Source organism: Ectothiorhodospiraceae bacterium BW-2, from assembly GCA_008375315.1.
GTDB lineage: Bacteria > Pseudomonadota > Gammaproteobacteria > Thiohalomonadales > Thiohalomonadaceae > BW-2.
This window is the reverse complement of sequence record CP032507.1, coordinates 3,227,475-3,245,097: the sequence shown is the minus strand read 5'-3', so window position 1 is coordinate 3,245,097 and position 17,623 is coordinate 3,227,475. Positions and strand designations below refer to the sequence as shown.

The 17,623-nt window shown below is 55.0% G+C and carries 20 protein-coding genes and 1 pseudogene; 20 read left to right on the top strand and 1 reads right to left on the bottom strand.

Annotation, left to right across the window (positions count from 1 at the left end; all coding sequences use genetic code 11):
- Positions 1-24 precede the first annotated feature (24 nt).
- The 10 genes and pseudogenes from D5085_15370 (at position 25) to D5085_15325 (ending at position 7,012) form a co-directional block, all read left to right on the top strand.
- Positions 25-726: pseudogene (locus tag D5085_15370) on the top strand ((Fe-S) protein).
- The gene (locus D5085_15365) at positions 726-1,673 is read left to right on the top strand and encodes a hypothetical protein (GenBank protein ID QEP44383.1); all 948 of its coding nucleotides are present in this window, start codon (positions 726-728) and stop codon (positions 1,671-1,673) included. The pseudogene D5085_15370 and the gene D5085_15365 overlap by 1 nt, the downstream one beginning before the upstream one ends.
- Positions 1,674-1,915: 242 nt before the next feature.
- The gene (gene nifE, locus D5085_15360) at positions 1,916-3,310 is read left to right on the top strand and encodes a nitrogenase iron-molybdenum cofactor biosynthesis protein NifE (protein QEP44382.1); all 1,395 of its coding nucleotides are present in this window, start codon (positions 1,916-1,918) and stop codon (positions 3,308-3,310) included.
- A gap of 4 nt (positions 3,311-3,314) precedes the next feature.
- Positions 3,315-4,739 (top strand): nitrogenase iron-molybdenum cofactor biosynthesis protein NifN, encoded by a 1,425-nt coding sequence (gene nifN / locus D5085_15355; protein ID QEP44381.1) that lies wholly within the window; start codon positions 3,315-3,317, stop codon positions 4,737-4,739.
- Positions 4,696-5,223 carry a nitrogen fixation protein NifX gene (locus D5085_15350; GenBank protein QEP44380.1) on the top strand — a complete coding sequence of 176 codons (528 nt, stop codon included), beginning with the start codon at positions 4,696-4,698 and terminating at the stop codon, positions 5,221-5,223. The genes nifN and D5085_15350 overlap by 44 nt, the downstream gene beginning before the upstream one ends.
- A 39-nt stretch (positions 5,224-5,262) precedes the next feature.
- Complete coding sequence (locus tag D5085_15345) at positions 5,263-5,730, top strand: NifX-associated nitrogen fixation protein (protein QEP44379.1); 468 nt, start codon at positions 5,263-5,265, stop codon at positions 5,728-5,730.
- A gap of 3 nt (positions 5,731-5,733) precedes the next feature.
- On the top strand, positions 5,734-5,946 hold the full coding sequence (locus D5085_15340; protein QEP44378.1) for a hypothetical protein: 213 nt from the start codon (positions 5,734-5,736) through the stop codon (positions 5,944-5,946).
- Between the two features lie 12 nt (positions 5,947-5,958).
- Complete coding sequence (fdxB, locus tag D5085_15335; GenBank protein QEP44377.1) at positions 5,959-6,294, top strand: ferredoxin III, nif-specific; 336 nt, start codon at positions 5,959-5,961, stop codon at positions 6,292-6,294.
- An 11-nt stretch (positions 6,295-6,305) separates the two neighbouring features.
- Positions 6,306-6,629 carry a (2Fe-2S) ferredoxin domain-containing protein gene (locus D5085_15330; protein QEP44376.1) on the top strand — a complete coding sequence of 108 codons (324 nt, stop codon included), beginning with the start codon at positions 6,306-6,308 and terminating at the stop codon, positions 6,627-6,629.
- Positions 6,629-7,012, top strand: a complete 384-nt coding sequence (locus tag D5085_15325) for a hypothetical protein (protein ID QEP44375.1) — start codon at positions 6,629-6,631, stop codon at positions 7,010-7,012. Before D5085_15330 ends, D5085_15325 begins: the two co-directional genes overlap by 1 nt.
- 34 nt (positions 7,013-7,046) lie before the next feature.
- Here the strand turns inward: D5085_15325 and D5085_15320 are convergent, their stop codons facing one another.
- Positions 7,047-7,550 (bottom strand): response regulator, encoded by a 504-nt coding sequence (locus D5085_15320; GenBank protein QEP44374.1) that lies wholly within the window; start codon positions 7,548-7,550, stop codon positions 7,047-7,049.
- 216 nt (positions 7,551-7,766) lie between these two features.
- On the opposite strand from D5085_15320, the gene D5085_15315 reads away from it, so the two are divergent.
- Genes D5085_15315 through gspI form a run of 10 tightly spaced genes read left to right on the top strand, consistent with a single transcriptional unit; the run spans position 7,767 to position 17,623 of the window.
- Positions 7,767-8,246, top strand: a complete 480-nt coding sequence (locus D5085_15315) for a chemotaxis protein CheW (protein QEP44373.1) — start codon at positions 7,767-7,769, stop codon at positions 8,244-8,246.
- A gap of 9 nt (positions 8,247-8,255) precedes the next feature.
- The gene (queA, locus tag D5085_15310; protein ID QEP44372.1) at positions 8,256-9,272 is read left to right on the top strand and encodes a tRNA preQ1(34) S-adenosylmethionine ribosyltransferase-isomerase QueA; all 1,017 of its coding nucleotides are present in this window, start codon (positions 8,256-8,258) and stop codon (positions 9,270-9,272) included.
- 3 nt (positions 9,273-9,275) lie between these two features.
- Entirely contained in the window at positions 9,276-10,382 is a 1,107-nt protein-coding gene (locus D5085_15305; protein ID QEP44371.1) for a tRNA guanosine(34) transglycosylase Tgt, read from the top strand.
- A 55-nt stretch (positions 10,383-10,437) separates the two neighbouring features.
- Positions 10,438-11,382: a type II secretion system protein GspC gene (gene gspC, locus D5085_15300; GenBank protein QEP44370.1), complete on the top strand. Its 945-nt coding sequence runs from the start codon at positions 10,438-10,440 to the stop codon at positions 11,380-11,382.
- 6 nt (positions 11,383-11,388) lie between these two features.
- Positions 11,389-13,404, top strand: a complete 2,016-nt coding sequence (gspD, locus tag D5085_15295; protein ID QEP44369.1) for a type II secretion system protein GspD — start codon at positions 11,389-11,391, stop codon at positions 13,402-13,404.
- A 25-nt stretch (positions 13,405-13,429) separates the two neighbouring features.
- Positions 13,430-14,941 carry a type II secretion system protein GspE gene (gene gspE / locus D5085_15290; GenBank protein QEP45187.1) on the top strand — a complete coding sequence of 504 codons (1,512 nt, stop codon included), beginning with the start codon at positions 13,430-13,432 and terminating at the stop codon, positions 14,939-14,941.
- 7 nt (positions 14,942-14,948) lie between these two features.
- Positions 14,949-16,166 (top strand): type II secretion system protein GspF, encoded by a 1,218-nt coding sequence (gene gspF / locus D5085_15285; GenBank protein ID QEP44368.1) that lies wholly within the window; start codon positions 14,949-14,951, stop codon positions 16,164-16,166.
- Between the two features lie 35 nt (positions 16,167-16,201).
- On the top strand, positions 16,202-16,624 hold the full coding sequence (gspG, locus tag D5085_15280; GenBank protein QEP44367.1) for a type II secretion system protein GspG: 423 nt from the start codon (positions 16,202-16,204) through the stop codon (positions 16,622-16,624).
- A 29-nt stretch (positions 16,625-16,653) separates the two neighbouring features.
- Positions 16,654-17,244 (top strand): type II secretion system protein GspH, encoded by a 591-nt coding sequence (gene gspH, locus D5085_15275; GenBank protein QEP44366.1) that lies wholly within the window; start codon positions 16,654-16,656, stop codon positions 17,242-17,244.
- Positions 17,174-17,623, top strand: coding sequence for a type II secretion system protein GspI (gspI, locus tag D5085_15270; GenBank protein ID QEP44365.1), 450 nt, complete (start codon positions 17,174-17,176; stop codon positions 17,621-17,623). The genes gspH and gspI overlap by 71 nt, the downstream gene beginning before the upstream one ends.

Below are 17,623 nucleotides of genomic sequence, written 5' to 3'. Positions count from 1 at the left end.
CACCGCGAAGATCGGCTCCAAAAGGGGCGCTGTAAGCCGGGGGATAGCTGTGTGCGGGCGATGAGTGGCCGCCAAATTGCCCGCTTTTTTACCCAAAATCCCGATCTAGCTGACAACTATGCCGGCGATGAGTTTTGGGAGCGGCGGGCGATTGCGGCCAAATATCTATCGCAGCAGCGACTGGTGCAGATGATCTACGATCCGGATGAGGTGGTGCGCCGAGTCTTGGCTTGGCGACTGCCGCTAGAGTATCTGCAACCCTTTATGGTCGATCCCGATCGTGAAGTGAGAGTGACCGTTGCCGATCGACTACCGGTTGAGCAGTTAGAGCAGATGGTGAATGATGAGGACTACCTCGTTCGGCTCTATGTGGCCAAACGGTTAAGGCCGGGGCGGCTATTTCGGATGATAAACGATGCTGATCGCGAGGTGCGCAAAGAGGTGGCGCGACGGCTGCCGCCCGAGAGTCTAGGGCTCATGGTGAGTGATGAGGAGGCTGAAGTACGGCTAGTCGTTGCTGGACGGATTGAGCCCGAAGCGCTTGCGCCACTGCTACAAGATAGCGACTGGCGCATCCGTTTTTTAGCGTGCGAACGGGCTCCCTATCCGCTGCTGCAACTGCTGCAACAGGAGAGCGATAGCGATGTGCGTCAATGCCTAGAGCAGCGACGACGGGAGAGTGAGAGTGGAGAGAGTGGCGAGAGTGGCGAGAGTGGAGAGCAGTAGTGGAGACTATTAACGAGCTTGAGATGGTGGTCGCCCTTTGTGAGGCTCACTCGGTGGAGGCGGGCATCGAACCGTTGGTAGCACAGCTCAATGACCACCTACCGCACAGAACCTTCAAATATATCTCTTGTCGGGGGGAGTGGTACCGTCTCGGCGGGGTGGTCGATAGGGGGTATCGACCGGTTGCAGCCGGCCTACGGCAGTGGCTCGAACAGGAGATAAGCGACGATAACCTAGAGCTATTTCTGGAGCGCTACCTAGATGCGGGTTACTTTGTCACCAAATGGCGCGGACAGAGCTACTATCTCAATGCCGTTGTGGGGGAGAGGGCGGAAGAGTTTCTACAGCTAGAGATTGAGCAGCTACAGCAGGTACTCGATAGACCGCTACTAGATCCCGACTGGCTACCCGACACGGTGGAGGAGCTCATTGATCCACTCGACTTTCCCCATTTAGAACCGGAACCGTTAGGGGAGGGGTGTTTCCGTTTTCGGCGTTTAACGCCGATTCGCGGGCTATTGTCGGCGGATGAGCGTTTTAATACCGGCGAGATCCCCCCGTTGCAGCGCCTATTTAGCGATTGGGATCGGTGCAGTGGTCGTGATGTGGGCCACTTTAGTGATTTTTGGGTAGTGGTACTGCACGATGGGGGAGAGGCGCAAGGCTCTTTCTCCGCTGCTAGACCACAGCCGGCCAGAGCACTCTCTAAAGAGAGTCTTAACCGTTGCCAGACTCTTAAAGGTAGCGAGTTAGCTAACGCGCTACACCAGATAGACTACCAGCTTGGCCACCCCTTTAGCTGGTATTTTGCCCTACAGCTAAGCCACATTGAGCCTAGCTCGTTAATTGAGCAGGTTTTAGAGGATCATGCCGGAGAGTATGCCTATATTCCAGAGCGCGATTTGGTGATTTTGCGCGACTGGATGGAGGAGCCGTATAGCTGTTGAGGGGGCAAAACAAATTGGTAACCGTTCACTCTCCCCGCTAAATTTTACCCCTCACCCCAACCCTCTCCCGCCGGGAGAGGGAGATTAAGGAGGGAGAGTGAACGGTTACACAAATTGTTCCCTTTGCTACAATCGCTGCTGCCTCTACCTCTAACTACCTGACTTTTAAAAAAATAGACTCTTGGCACCCTTTGTGCTTCGTTCTAGGGCAGTTGTCACTTTAACTCTGGAGAGTAGCCTCTATGCGACAAAAACAGATTGCTGAACTGCTGGATGAACCGGCCTGCTCCCACAATAATAAATCGAAATCGGGGTGTGCTCGCCCCAAACCGGGGGCGACCGCTGGCGGATGCGCCTTTGATGGAGCGCAGATTGCGCTGCTGCCGATAGCCGATGTGGCTCACATTGTCCACGGCTCCATCGCCTGCGCCGGTAGCTCTTGGGATAACCGAGGCACCCGCTCTAGCGGTCCGCACCTCTACCGTATCGGCATGACCACTGACCTAACCGAACAGGATGTGATTATGGGGCGGGGCGAGAAGCGGCTGTTCCACTCGATTAAGCAGGCGATTGAGAGCTACCATCCTGCGGCGGTGTTTGTCTATAACACCTGTGTCCCAGCGCTTGTCGGCGACGATATCGAAGCGGTCTGTAAGGCGGCTGCCGAGCGCTGGAACACCCCAGTGGTGCCGGTCGATTGTGCCGGTTTTTATGGCACTAAAAATTTAGGTAACCGCATCGCCGGTGAGACGATGGTGAAGTATGTCTGCGGTACCCGTGAGCCCGATCCGCTACCTAAAGGGAGCGAGCGCGAGGGGATAACGGTTCACGATATCGCACTCATTGGTGAATATAATATCGCCGGCGAGCTATGGAATGTCTTACCGCTACTCGATGAGCTAGGGCTTAGAGTTCTCTGCACCCTCTCCGGTGATGCCCGCTACCGTGAAGTGCAGACGATGCACCGCTCTGAGGCCAATATGATGGTCTGCTCTAAAGCGATGATTAATGTCGCCCGCAAACTGCAACAGGCATTTAAGACCCCTTGGTTTGAAGGGAGTTTCTATGGCGTTGGCGATGTCTCGCAGGCGCTACGCGACTTTGCCCGCCTGATTGGTGATCCCGATCTAACGCAACGCACCGAGGCGCTAATTGCGAGGGAGGAGGCCACAATCGATGCCGAGCTACAGCCGTGGCGAGAGCGGCTACAGGGGAGACGAGTCCTCCTCTACACCGGCGGGGTGAAGTCGTGGTCGGTCATCGCCGCACTACAGGATCTCGGCATGACGGTGGTCGCTACCGGCACCAAAAAATCGACCGAAGAGGATAAGGCGCGAATTCGGGAGCTGATGGGCGAAGAGGCGGTGATGATCGAAGATGGCAACCCTAGAGCGCTAATCGATCTTATTAAAGCGCAGCAGGTCGATGTCTTAATCGCTGGGGGGCGCAATATGTACACCGCCCTAAAGGCGCGAATCCCCTTTTTAGATATTAATCAGGAGCGTGAGTTTGGCTATGCCGGCTATAGCGGTATGGTCGAGTTGGCTAAGCAGCTAGTACTGACGATTCACAATCCTATCTGGCCGGCGGTGCGCTCTTTAGCACCGTGGCAGCAGCGACAGCAGTCGGGAGGGTAGGGAGATGGTTGAGATTGTCAAACGCAGTAAAGCGCTAGCGGTCAATCCGCTTAAATCGAGCCAGACGATAGGGGCTGCGCTCGCTTTTCTCGGCTTTCATCGCGCAATACCGATGCTACATGGCTCTCAGGGGTGTACCGCCTTTGGTAAGGTCTTCTTTGTACGCCACTTTAGAGAGCCGATCCCGCTACAGACTACCGCGATGGATCAGGTAACCACCGTGATGGGATCGGAAGAGAGCGTGGTCGAGGGGTTAAAGACGATTGCCGAGAAGAGTCAGCCTAAATTAATCGGCGTGCCGACGACCGGCCTCTCTGAGACTCAGGGGAGTAATGTGGCGATGGCGGTTAGCCAGTTTCGACAGCGCTACCCCCAATTCGACACCATTCCGGTAGTGCCGGTGACCACCCCCGACTATAGCGGCTCGCTAGAGAGTGGCTTTGCCAAAGCGGTCGAGGCGATTATCGAGACCTTGGTGCCACCGGCTAAGATAGCGGCTACCGTGCCGGGGCGGCGTCAAAAACAGCTCAATGTGTTGGTCGGTTCGGCGTTAACGCCTGGGGATCTGGAGCAGCTTAAAGAGATCATCGAGCTGTTTGGTCTTCGACCGCTGCTCATCCCCGATCTCTCCGATTCGCTTGATGGCCATCTCGATAGCGGCGATTTTTCCCCGTTAACCATTGGCGGTACGCTGGTAGAGGAGCTAGCGACAGTGGGGGAGGCGTTGGCGACTTTAGTCATCGGCGGCTCAATGGCGCGGGCGGCTGATAAGTTGCAGCAGCTAACCGGCGTGCCCGACTATCGCTTTGACCACTTGATGGGGCTAGCGGCAGTGGATCAGCTAGTCGATACCCTACAGCAGCTCTCGGCCGAACCGGTACCGGCGCGGCTAGAGCGGCAGCGGGCGCAGCTACAGGACGCGATGCTCGACTGCCACTTTATGACCGGCCTAAGCCGAGTTGCCGTGGCAGCCGATCCCGATCTACTGGTCGGCTTTAGTCAGATGCTAGCTGAAGTCGGTGCTGAGGTGGTGGCGGCAGTCTCACCGATTAACGCCCCGTCGTTACAGCGGGGGGCGTTTGCGCAGGTCAAAATTGGCGATTTAGAGGATTTTGAGCAGCTAGCGATTGGGGCAGAGGCCGAACTTCTGATCGGTAACTCCCATGCGGTTGCCAGTAGTGAGCGGCTGCAGCGGCCGCTGCTTCGAGCCGGGTTTCCGCAATATGATCGTGTCGGTGGCTATCAGCGCTGCCAGATCGGCTATCGGGGCAGTCGAGAGACGCTGTTTGAGCTGGCCAACCTACTACTCTCGCTACAGCGGGGGGAGATTCACCCCTACCGCTCTATCTACGCACAAAAAACAGACGATTGGCAGGGGGGGCGTGATGGCGTTACAGCGGCGACTACAGCTCATTCACTGCGACACTAATCTAACGGATCCAACGGGGCTAACAGGCTTAAGTGGGGAGCAGTTTATGCAACAAGCACTGAAAGTCGCCTTCGCTAGCAGTGATTTAAGTGTTGTCGATCAACACTTTGGTGCTTCGAAGGCGTTTGTTATCTATGCGGTGACCCCAGAGGCGAGCCGCTTTGTCGAAGTGGTTGAGTTTGGTGAGCAGCTACAAGATGGCAATGAAGATAAATTAACTGCCAAGTTAGAGGTGCTCGACGGATGTATTGCGGTCTATAGCCAAGCGGTGGGAGCCTCGGCGATTCGCCAACTTAAATCGGTCGGCATTCAGCCGGTTAAGGTGAGCCATGGCGCGGTGATTAGCGAGTTACTACAGCAGCTACAAGAGGAGCTGCGGCAGGGACCATCGAGCTGGTTAGCACGGGCGATTGAGCAGAGCTCTTGTCAGCGCGATGATAGCTCCCGTTTTGAGACGATGGAGCGAGAGGGGTGGCATGAGTAGCCCATTGAATGATTTAAATCTGAACTTAAGGAGAGCGGTATGAGTGGTGCGGTCATTGATGAGAACGATCCCCTGCTTGCAGGGCCATTTGCGAATGAGATGGTGCGACAGATGCGGGCGATCGATACCTATGGTAGCTACGATAGCTGGAGTACGGCTAAAATTTTGGCCCCCTTTATCTTGACAAAGGAGATGAAGCGGGAGATTCCGGTAGTCGGTGATCCCGATGAGACGCTGATTGCCCGACTGAAGGCTTACTACAACGCCCTCTCTGCCACCATTGAGAAAGAGGCCGGATTGATGGCCGTACCGGTGATTAACTTAACCCACGAGGGGTTTGGTCGGGCGATGATTGTGGTGGGAAAGTTGGTAGTGGTAGATAAAACACTGCGCGATGTGCACCGCTTTAGCTTCGACTCATTAGAGAAGATGGTTACCGAGGCCGACAAGGTGGTCTCTCAGGCAGTGACATTAATCGACAGACACCGCGCGGCGGCAGAGGGGTAGAAGATGAGCCCAGAAGAGTTAAAAGCGCTCCATAAAGCGAGTAAAAAGGCGAAACGAATTGCGACCGAAAAGGCGGGCGAGCTGCACGATCTGGTCGAAGATCGACTACCGGCCGCCTATGATGAGATTATGCCCTTAGCAGAGCAGACCTATGAGGCCTGTAAAGCGTGGGCGGTGGCTGAGGCTGAGTATCGGGCCGCTGAAGCGGCACAGTAGGAGAGAGAGGGAATGAGTGTGATAACCGGATTAACCCGTGGGGGCGTCGAATACACCCCCGCGTTTGTGATGGAGATTAATCAAGCGAGCTGTATCGGTTGTGGTCGCTGCTATAAGGTCTGTCCTCGTGATGTGTTTGATCTAATCGAGCGCGAGGATGCCGATATCGAGTTAGATGAGTATGAGGACGACGATTACGGTGAGTATGGTGATGAGGATGGCTTCTCTGATGACACTGCGATGGTGATGAGCCTCAAAGATCCGCTCGACTGCATCGGCTGTGGCTCTTGTGCCAGAATCTGTCCTAAAAACTGTTTTACCCATGAGCCGCAAGGCATGGCCGCGTAAAGGAGAGAGTGATGCCAAGACCGGAGAAACATCTATTTGTCTGTGTGCAGCAGCGACCTGAAGGCCATCCTCGCCCCTCCTGTAGCCAAAAGGGGTGTGCCGAGGTAGCCGAGGAGTTCTTTTGGCAACAGCAGCAGCGGCAGCTATTTGGCAAGGTTCAGGTAACCACCACCGGCTGTATGGGACCGTGTAGCGAGGGGCCATCGGTGCTAGTCTATCCCGAAGGGGTGATGTATGGCAAAGTGACCAAAGCCGATGTGAGTGACATTATTGAGCAACACCTATTAGCCGATAGGCCGGTAGAGCGGCTCAGGGTGTCAAAAGAGTTTTGGTAGTGGCCTTAGCCCCGCAAGATGAGGCGGTTGCGGCCAGAGTAGAGCAGATATCGCCACTCTTAGAGCCGCTGCTAGAGGCGTTAATGGCACCGTTAATCCATGTGGGGCTGGCTGAACAGGTAGAGCTGCAGCCGCTCACTGCGGTGCAGTGGCAGTTAAAGCCCGATCCTGCGACAGGGCGCTCTGCATTGATGGGGGTCTGGTATCGAGAGCGGCAGATCATCGGTTCGTTGGCGTTTCATGCCGAAGGCCAATTCTATGTCGAGCACGACATATTACAGCCCCATCCGACTCGCAAGCAGTGGTATATCGAAGCCGTTACCGCGTGGGGGGAGCTACCGCAGCTCATTAAATCTGAGCTAAAGCTAATTCCGCTGCCGTAGCAATCATATCGCGCGACCCCATACTATCTGTCTATCAGCGCTTAGGTTTTGTAATCGGAACCGGCGGAATCTCCTCTAACGGTTTAGCCCTCTGTGGCGATTCGGGGCGGGGCGCCACTCGCTTACGCCGCTTTTCGCCACTAATCACCTGCATGACTTTAGTCTTAAACCGTTCTGGCTGAAACGGCTTGGCTAGGTAGTCGTCGATCCCCTCTTCAATCGCCTCAATTATCTTCTCTTTTTTGATATTGGCGGTCAGCATGATGAATGGAGTATTGGCGCGATCCCCCTCCATCGCGCGAATATGGCGCAAAAACTCCAGTCCGTTCATTTGTGGCATATCCCAATCGCAGATCACGAGATCAAATGGCCGAGAGCGCGACTCAAAGTCGTGCCAAGCATCGAGGCCATTGGCGTGAGCGGTAATGTTCTTGTGGGGGTAGCCGAGATTTTGCAGCAGACCGCGTACCATGGCTCGCATGGAGTGGGCATCATCAACGATAAGAATCGACTGTTTTTCGGGAGTTGGCATGGTCATAATACGGTTAATCCTAAATACAAAGAGATTTTTTTAGTCGTTATTGATAGCGATATCAAGCCGGTTATTGTAACAGATTTAGGGAACCGATATTGACATTTGCCGACAGAGAAATCAAAGTAGCGCCTCTCTGTTCTCTTTTGCTGTTTCGCGGGGGGGTGGCCTTGCGGGAGAGCAGCGGGTTAAAGTTTGACTAAATGTTAAGGGTGAATAGCCATGATAAATGATGATGGGACGAAGGGGAGTGATCCGCTATCACGATGGGTGACATTTACCCTCGAACATGAGGTGTACGGGATCGATGTCATGCAGATTCGGGAGGTGTTACGCAGTCCCGAAATTTCGCCCGTCCCCGGAGCACCGGCCTATGTGCTAGGCATTATCAATTTGCGGGGCAATGTGGTAGCCATTATCGATACCCGAGCAAGATTTGGCCTACCCTCGCACGATCTAGATGACTCCTCCCGTATTTTGATTCTTGAGACTAAGGAGTATGTCGTCGGCTTTATGGTCGATAGTGTTAGCGAGGTGGTAGAGCTGCGCTCCTCATCGATTGAACCGGCTCCTAGTACCGGTGCCCGTGAGAGTACCCGCTATATCTCAGGGCTCTACAATCGGGAAAAGGGGCTGCTGATTCTGATTGACGCTAATAAACTGCTCTCAGAGAGTGAGCTAGTTGAGATTGCGTCGATGTAAGTCACCACCATGTATCGACACCAGTTCCATTTTGATCTCCCTCCTGAACTGATAGCCCAATATCCACTGCCAGAGCGCAGCGGCAGTCGGCTGTTGCATGTGACTCGGGAGGGGCGCTTAACCGATAGCCGCTTTAGTGCGCTGTTGCAGTGGCTCAAACGGGGCGATCTGCTAGTATTTAATAACACGCGGGTGATTCCGGCGCGTCTTTTTGGACGCAAACTGACTGGAGGGCGGGTAGAGCTGCTGGTGGAGCGGATTGTGGAGCCGACCGTTGCCCTGTGCCATATTCGCGCGAGCCGTGCACCGACGGTGGGCTCGGTGCTGGAGCTGGAGAGTGGTGACCATGTTCGGATCGAGGGTCGGGAGCGGGGGAGTCTGTTTTGGGTCGATTGTCGCACCGAGGTGCTGCCGCTACTGGAACGAAGTGGCGAACTCCCCCTGCCGCCCTATATTCAACATCGCCCCGATGAGAACGATAGCGAGCGTTACCAGACTGTCTATGCTCGTAAAGCGGGTGCAGTGGCCGCTCCAACCGCTGGCCTCCACTTTGATAAGCCACTGCTGCAGCAGCTAACTGACGCTGGTATCGACTCGACCGAGGTGACGCTGCATGTCGGTGCCGGCACCTTTCAGCCGGTACGGGTCGAGAGGATTGCCGAGCATACGATGCACAGTGAGGTGATCGATCTGCCGCAAGCGGCTGTCGATGCCATCGCCCATACTCGACAGCGGGGGGGGCGGGTTATCGCTGTCGGCACCACCGTGGTGCGTACACTAGAGAGTGTCGCCTGCCGAGGGGCGCTGCAACCGTTTCGGGGCGAGACCGATATTTTCATTACCCCCGGCTTTGAGTTTAAGGTGGTCGATGCGCTCATTACTAACTTTCATCTGCCCGAATCGACGCTGCTTATGCTAGTCTCTGCCTTTGCAGGGCTAGAGACGATTCAACACGCCTATACCCATGCGATTGCCCATAAATACCGCTTTTTTAGCTACGGCGATGCGATGTTGTTGGAGCGGTAGGGGATGGAGTTTGAACTCAAACATCGGTGCGGTGCGGCTAGAGTCGGTCAGCTACGATTCGCTCGTGGCGTGGTCGATACGCCCGCCTTTATGCCGGTAGGGACCTACGGCTCGGTGAAGGGGGTAACCCCAGAGGAGCTCACCGCGCTAGGGGCACAGATTATTCTGGGAAACACCTTTCATCTCATGCTACGCCCGGGGAGTGAGGTGATTCAACGACACGGTGATCTACACGACTTTATCCACTGGTCGGGGCCGATTTTGACCGACTCGGGGGGGTTTCAAGTCTTTAGCCTAGGGCAGCGGCGGAAGATCAGCGAACAGGGGGTCACCTTTCAATCGCCGATCGATGGTCGCAAGGTCTTTATGGGGCCGGAGGAGTCGATGGCGGTGCAGCGCCAGCTCGGTGCCGATATTGTGATGATCTTCGATGAGTGCACCCCGTGGCCGGCGAGCTATCACGAGGCGCAACAGTCGATGGAGCTCTCGTTGCGCTGGGCAAAACGGAGCCGCCTAGCCCACGGCGATAACCCTAATGCCCTGTTTGGTATTATCCAAGGGGGGATGTATAGCGACTTGCGCCAGAGATCACTACAGGCGTTAACCGCTCTGGGCTTTGATGGGTATGCGATTGGTGGGCTCTCGGTCGGCGAGCCGAAGGAGGAGATGCTGCGGGTATTAACCGAACTGCCACCACAGATGCCGCCAGATAGGCCGCGCTACCTAATGGGGGTCGGCAAACCGCACGATATTGTCGAGGCGGTCTGTCGCGGTATCGATATGTTCGATTGCGTCATGCCGACCCGTAATGGTCGCAACGGCTCACTCTTTACCCGCTATGGGGTCGTTAAAATTCGTAACGCGCGCTATCACGACGACACTCGCCCCCTTGATGAGCAGTGTGGCTGCTACACCTGCCGCCACTACAGCCGTAGCTATCTGCGCCACTTAGATCGATGTGGCGAGATGTTAGGAGCGCAACTAAACACAATTCATAATCTCCACTACTATCAACAGCTAATGGCTCAGCTACGACAGGCGATTGCTGCCGATAGACTCTCGGCCTATGTCGCCGATTTCTATACTGACATGGACAGAGGGGTCGATTAACCGTTACAATCTGCCCACTTGGATTTGAACTGGAACTTGTTTGCCTCCTCTCGATATGCTTGCCCCTCTTAATCTGTTTCGGCAGCTAGTGCTACTGCTGCTACTGGTCTTGATTGCTGATACGACTAGCCGCCTGACTTGGCAGTGGCTCTATCCACAGCCTCTCGTCACCGTGCCGCCATTGAATGTGGCGCCATCGCCGCTGCTGCCGTCGGTTCAGGGTGAGCAGCAGGAGTACTCGTTAGAGGAGACGATTGGCCTACACCTATTTGGCGTGGTACCGAAAGAGGTGCCTAAACCGCCCGCACCCAAACCGGAGCCGGTGGCACCGATCGTGGAGGAGGCACCAGAGACGACACTCAGTCTCTATCTAAACGGCATCCTCTTTAGTGAAACGGGTGAGAAGCTGGCGGTGGTGGCCGAGCGGCGCGGTGGCGATGAGTCGCTCTATCGGGTAGGGGAGTCGATTAACAACCTAGCGACCGTGGTAGCGATTTTTGGCAACTACATCGTACTAGAGCGCAACGGCCGGCCTGAGACACTCTCTTTGCTACACGAAGGCGAGGAGAAGCCGGTCAAACGCAATATCGTTAATACCTCGGCGGCTGCGAATCCGCCAGACTCCCCCTTAGCGGCAAACAGTAGCGGTGGGGCTGAGACAGAGGCCGACTCGGGAGAGGAGGGGCGTCGCCCCTACGACTACGCTGAACTACGGCAACAGCTACTAGCTAACCCACAAAATGTGATGAAGTTCGCCCGAGTCGCCCCTGTTATTCAGGGGGGGAAAATGGTAGGATACCGCCTCAACCCTGGACGAGATCCACAGCTATTCAACGAGTTGGGGCTAGAGCCGGGAGATATTGTCACGGTGGTAAACGGTATCTCAGTGACCAGCCCTGCCGAGATGGGAAATGTATTAAATCAGCTCACGACCGCTAGCTCGCTGTCGGTGGTGGTACTGCGTCGTGGTCAGGAGCAACTCCTGACGCTTAACTTTTGATAACTCATGAGAACGATTGTGTCCAGATTGCTAACTGCTTTTGCTCTACTATTGGCTCCTCTTACCCTCTATGCCGATAGCTTTACCCTCAATTTAGCCGATACCGAGCTGCGCTCAGTGGTCTCAATGGTTTCGAAGATGACCGGCAAGAACTTTATCGTTGATCCGCGCGTTAAGGGGCGGGTGACGGTGATCTCACCGCGGGAGATGAGTCGTGATGAGATCTATCAAGTCTTTCTATCGGTTCTATCAGTACATGGATTTGCGGCGATTCCCGATGAGAGTGTGATTAAAATTGTTCCCGAAGCAAACGCCAAACAGAGCGCGATCCCAACCGTTAGCGGGCCTAACCAAGCCAATCGCGATCAATTCGTAACCCGAGTGGTGCCGATCGAAAATGTCTCGGCAGCGCAAATGGTACCGATTTTACGCCCACTGCTGCCCCAACCGGGCCACCTATCGGCCTACCCTGCCACCAATGTCCTGATTATCTCCGATGTCGCGGCCAATATTGAGCGGGTGGTCGATATTATCAAAAACATCGATGTGGCGGTCGATACCGAATTTGAGATAATTACCCTAAAGCACGCCTCGGCGACCGAGATTGCCAACATTCTCAACTCGATTCAACCTAAAGGGACTAACAACGGCCAAGAGGAGCGAGTGACGGTGATTGCTGATGCCCGCTCCAATAGCATTATCTTTAGCGGCGTGGAGTCGGCGCGAAATACGCTTAAAAATTTGGTAATCCGCTTAGATACTCCCACTGAGCAGGGGAGTGGTAACACCAAGGTCATCTATCTACGCTACGCTAATGCTACCAAAATTGCCGGCGTCTTAAGTAATGTGGCCAAATCGCTAGCTAAGATAAAAGTTGATCCAAACCAGAAAAATCAGGCCATTGATGTCAATATTCAGGCCGACGAGACCACCAACTCGCTAGTGATTAGTGCCGATATGGAGACGATGCAGGAGCTAGAGTCGATTATTCGTCAGCTCGATATTCGTCGCGCCCAAGTGATGGTTAAAGCGGTTATTGCCGAAATCTCTACCGATAAGTCGGCCGAATTTGGAGTTAACTGGGGCTACTACGGCTATCCTGATGGGCGACCGGTGGGGTTACTCGATTGGGATGGAGCGCTGTCAGGGGTTGTCTCTGCGGTGCAGGGCGGGAGCTTGCCACCGGTATCGAGCGGATTAAACCTTCTCTTTGGTGATGGCTCAGTCGGCTCCTCGGGAGGGTCTGGTTATGCGGGGCTGTTGCGAGCGATACGGGGCGATGCTGACAGTAATATCCTCTCTACCCCCACCCTAGTGACACTCGATAATGAAGAGGCGGAGATTGTGGTCGGTCAAAATGTACCGTTTGTCACCGGCTCCTATAGTAGCACCGGCGATAACACCAGCGTCTCCAACCCGTTTCAGACCATTAAGCGCGAAGATGTCGGCCTGACACTCAAAATCAAGCCGCAGATTAACGAAGGCAACTCCATTCGGCTAGAGATTAAGCAGGAGGTATCGAGTCTCAGCGCCGCCTCGGTAAGTACCTCTGATGTGGTCACCAATAAGCGCTCACTCAATACCACCGTTATGGTCGATGATGGCCAAATTTTAGCCCTCGGTGGCCTACTGGACGAGACCTTGACCGAGAGCCGGCAAAAGCTCCCCGGACTTGGTGATATTCCACTGCTCGGCTACCTGTTTAGCTACAGCCGCTCTAGCAAAACCAAACGCGATCTGACCATCTTCCTCCATCCGCGCATTATTCGCGGTGGGCAGGAGGGGATGGCGATCTCTAGCCAAAAATATAGCGCCCTAAGAGCCGAACAGCTACTACAGCGGGATAGAAAGATGAGTCTGTTAGAGGTCGATGTGCCGACCGTCGAGCCGCTACCCGAGTTTCTAAAACTCCCCCCCCCCTATGAAGAGAGAGGCAGCACGACCGAACCGCTACCGATCGCCCCGGGCAAGAGCGATCCTGAGTCGTTAACGCTATTTGATACGCTGCTAGGCCAACCCTGAGCCGTTGCCGATGACCGATCTCTCCATGACGCTAGAGGAGTATGCCGATGAGTCGCACTCAGCGGCGCTACTACAGCTTCCGTTTATCTTTGCAAGGCGCCATAAGGTACTGCTTAAGTGGCAAGGTGGCCAGCCGCAGCTCTACTTCGTCGCCCCGCTAAAACTAGAGGTACTCGCTGAGATTCAGCGAGCAACCACCCATACCGTTGAGCTACTACCGGTGACTATCGAACAGTTTGAGCAGCAGCTACAACAGAGTTATGAGCAGGGCCAGAATGAGTCGATGGCGCTGATGGGAGAGCTCGGAGATGAGTTTAATCTACAGGAGCTAGCCGGACAGCTAATTGAGCCTGAGGATCTCCTCGAAAGCGCCGATGACGCGCCGATTATTCGCCTAATTAACGCGCTGCTGACCGAAGCGATTCGCGAAGACGCCTCCGATATTCACATTGAAACCTTTGAAAATCGCATGGTAGTACGCTTTCGTGTCGATGGAGTCTTACGGGAGGTGCTACAGCCACAACGAGGCCTCGCTCCGCTGCTAGTCTCTCGAATTAAGGTTATGTCCAAACTCGATATCGCCGAAAAGCGGCTGCCCCAAGATGGACGCATCTCCTTACGGGTAGCGGGTCGTGCGGTCGATGTGCGGGTCTCGACACTCCCCTCGGGCAATGGCGAACGGGTCGTGCTGCGACTGCTCGATAAACAGGCAGGACGACTCGATCTACAACATCTAGGTATGGAGAGCAGTGCGCGTGACCGCCTCACCCAACTGATTGCCCAACCGCACGGCATTATCTTAGTCACCGGGCCGACTGGGTCGGGGAAGACCACCACCCTCTATGCGGCGCTCACCCAGCTAAACACCCGCAGCCGCAACATTTTGACCGTTGAAGATCCGATTGAGTACTATCTGGACGGCATTGGTCAAACTCAGGTCAACACAAAAGTCGATATGAGTTTTGCGAGGGGGCTCAGGGCGATTTTGCGCCAAGATCCCGATGTCGTGATGGTAGGGGAGATTCGCGATCTAGAGACCGTACAAATTGCCATTCAGGCGAGTCTGACCGGCCACTTAGTCCTCTCCACCCTCCATACCAATACAGCAGTCGGGGCAGTGACCCGTCTGCGCGATATGGGGGTCGAGCCGTTTCTGCTCTCATCGAGCTTAATTGGCGTGCTATCGCAGCGATTAGTGCGGGTGCTATGCCCCCACTGTAAACACCCCTTTACCCCCGATAGCGCAGAGCGGCGACTGTTAGGCCAACCGCCAGAGCGCGATCTGACCCTCTATCGTGCGGGTGAGGGGTGCGATAAGTGCAACCACCTCGGCTATCGGGGTCGAACCGGTCTCTATGAGCTAGTCACTATCGATGAGAAGCTGCGCTCAATGATTCATGACGGCGCCGCCGAACACGATATTGAACAGTATGCCCACTCAAAGGCGCTAAAGTTGCAGCAAGATGGGATTCGGCGGGTTTTAAATGGCGAAACGACGCTCGATGAGCTCTTTCGTGTCACCCACAACGACACCTAAGTAGCCAATGGGAGCCTTTGCCTACAAAGCCCTCGATAGTCGGGGACGAGAGAAGCGCGGTGTCCTAGAGGGCGACACCCCCCGCTCAATACGGCAACAGCTACGAGAGCAGGGGTTAACTCCGCTCTCGATAGAGACCGCCGCGAAGCAGGAGGGGCGGCGGCAGAGGAGCCACTTTAGCCTAGGTCGAGGCATTAGCGCCACCGACCTTGCCCTACTGACCCGCCAGCTAGCCACCCTAGTAAGAGCGGCACTCCCCCTAGAAGAGGCGATTCAGACCGTGGCCCGCCAGAGCGATAAGGCGCGTATTCAGAGTATGCTGCTCTCAGTACGCTCTAAAGTACTAGAGGGGCATACCATGGCCGATGCTCTCAACGACTTTCCCACTATGTTTCCCGATATCTACCGCACCACCGTAGCGGCCGGAGAGCAGTCGGGGCATCTCGAACTGGTTTTAGAGCGGCTAGCCGACTATACCGAAAATCGCCAGCAGCTACGCCAATCGATTCAGATGGCGCTCTTTTATCCGATTATTCTGACCGTCATGGCTATCGGAGTCACCTCGGCCCTGTTAGTCTATGTCGTCCCTGAAGTGGTACAGGTCTTTAGCAGTATCAACCAAGAGCTACCCGGATTGACAGTCGCCCTCATTGCGTTAAGCGATTTTTTGCGTGAGTTTGGGATCTGGCTACTAGGGGCGATCATAGCGGCGATAGTGCTGTTTCGGCAGCTACTGAAACGACCACCGGTACGAATGCAGTGGCACAAGCTACTCCACCGCCTACCACTTATCTCGACCCTAATGGGGGGGTTAAATACCGCCCGTTTTGCCCGCACCCTCAGCATTATGGTCGCTAGTAGTGTACCGGTGCTGGAGGCGATGCGAATCTCCGGCGAAGTCTTAGGCAGTCTGCCGATGCGCCAAGCGATCACCTCAGCGGCAGAAAAGGTGCGTGAGGGGAGTGCCATTGCCCAGGCATTAGAGCAGTCGCGCTACTTTCCACCGATGACGGTACACCTCATTGCCAGTGGTGAGGCGAGTGGTAATTTAGAAGATATGCTAGAGCGGGCGGCCGAGAATCAGGAGCGGGAGTTAAAGAGTATTATCGCCATGCTATTAGGGCTGTTTGAACCGCTACTGCTGGTGACCATGGGGGGGGTTGTGATGGTGATTGTACTGGCAATCCTGTTACCTATTTTTGAGATTAACAATTTAGTTCAGTAATTTAATAGTTTAATTAACGGAGTTTTTAGAGAGTTATGAGACGAACACAAAGCGGTTTTACCCTAATCGAAGTCATGGTCGTGGTAGTCATTTTGGGCATTCTAGCTGCGGTGGTCGTGCCACGCATTATGGATAACCCCGATAAGGCGCGAGTCACCAAAGCAAAACAGGATATTCGGGCACTAGAGAGTGCACTAAACCTCTATAAACTCGATAATTTCACCTACCCGACGACCGATCAAGGGCTAGAGGCGCTGGTACAGCCGCCCTCTGAGGCTAAAAACTGGAAACAGGGGGGGTATATGGCCTCCATTCCCAAAGATCCATGGGGGAACGACTACCTCTACCTCTCACCCGGTATTCAGGGCGACATCGATATCTTCAGCTACGGAGCTGATGGCCGCGCCGGTGGTGAAGGGCCTGCTGCCGATATCGCTAACTACGAATTTGACTCCTAGTATTGTCGCCTAAGACCGCCTAAGGGAGCATGCCCGTCTATCGCCCCAAACTTAGCCCGAAAACGGGCGGCTTTACCCTACTAGAGCTAATGGTGGTGCTAGTGATTATCGCCATCATTATGGCGATGGCGGTACTCTCGGTCGGGGATGGGGGATTGACAAGACGACTACAGCAGGAGAGGCAACGGCTAGCGACCCTCATTGAGCTAGCCGGTGATGAGGCGATTTTACGCGGTCAGGTGATCGGCGTTCGCTTTGAACAGGATAGCTACCGATTTATGCACTACGAGGCGCAACAGTGGCTCCCCTATGAGGCCGATAAAATCTTTCGGCCTCGCCAGTTACCCGAAGGGGGCGAGTTCAAACTCTGGCTAGAGGAGCTAGAGGTATCGCTAGAGGAGGATCTGTTAGCGCAGGCGATGCAGAGTGATGAGGGCGAACTTCCAGAGACACGCCCCCACATTATGCTGCTCTCTAGTGGCGAACGAACCCCCTTTGAAGTCGAGCTGCACCATCCTCTACTACAGCAGCCGCTACCCTTAAGCGGCGATATATTGGGCGAGATCCATCAAGGGCGCGGCGCAGAGAGGGAGCAGCCTCTGGAGAGTCGCGGTGGCTAAACGGCCTATTGGCGGTTTCACCCTGCTGGAGGTGCTTGTCGCTCTAGCGGTATTGGCAACAGCGCTCGGAGCGGTCATTAAAGGGGGGAGCGAGAGCGCTCTTAATGCCAGTTATCTACGCGATAAGACCTTTGCCCACTGGGTGGCACAAAACCGCATTATCGAGCTACAGTTAACGGCCGAATGGCCCGATCCAGGCGAAGATGAGGGCGACGCTGAGATGGTCGGCCAGCGCTGGTTGTGGCAATCGACGGTGAGCACCACGCCCGAGGAGACCATTCGCCGTATCGACGTAGCGGTGCGCCACGAGAGTCAGCGTCACCCTATCGTCACAGTCACCGCCTACCTCTCTCAACCCCATAGCCCCCCCCCACCGTAG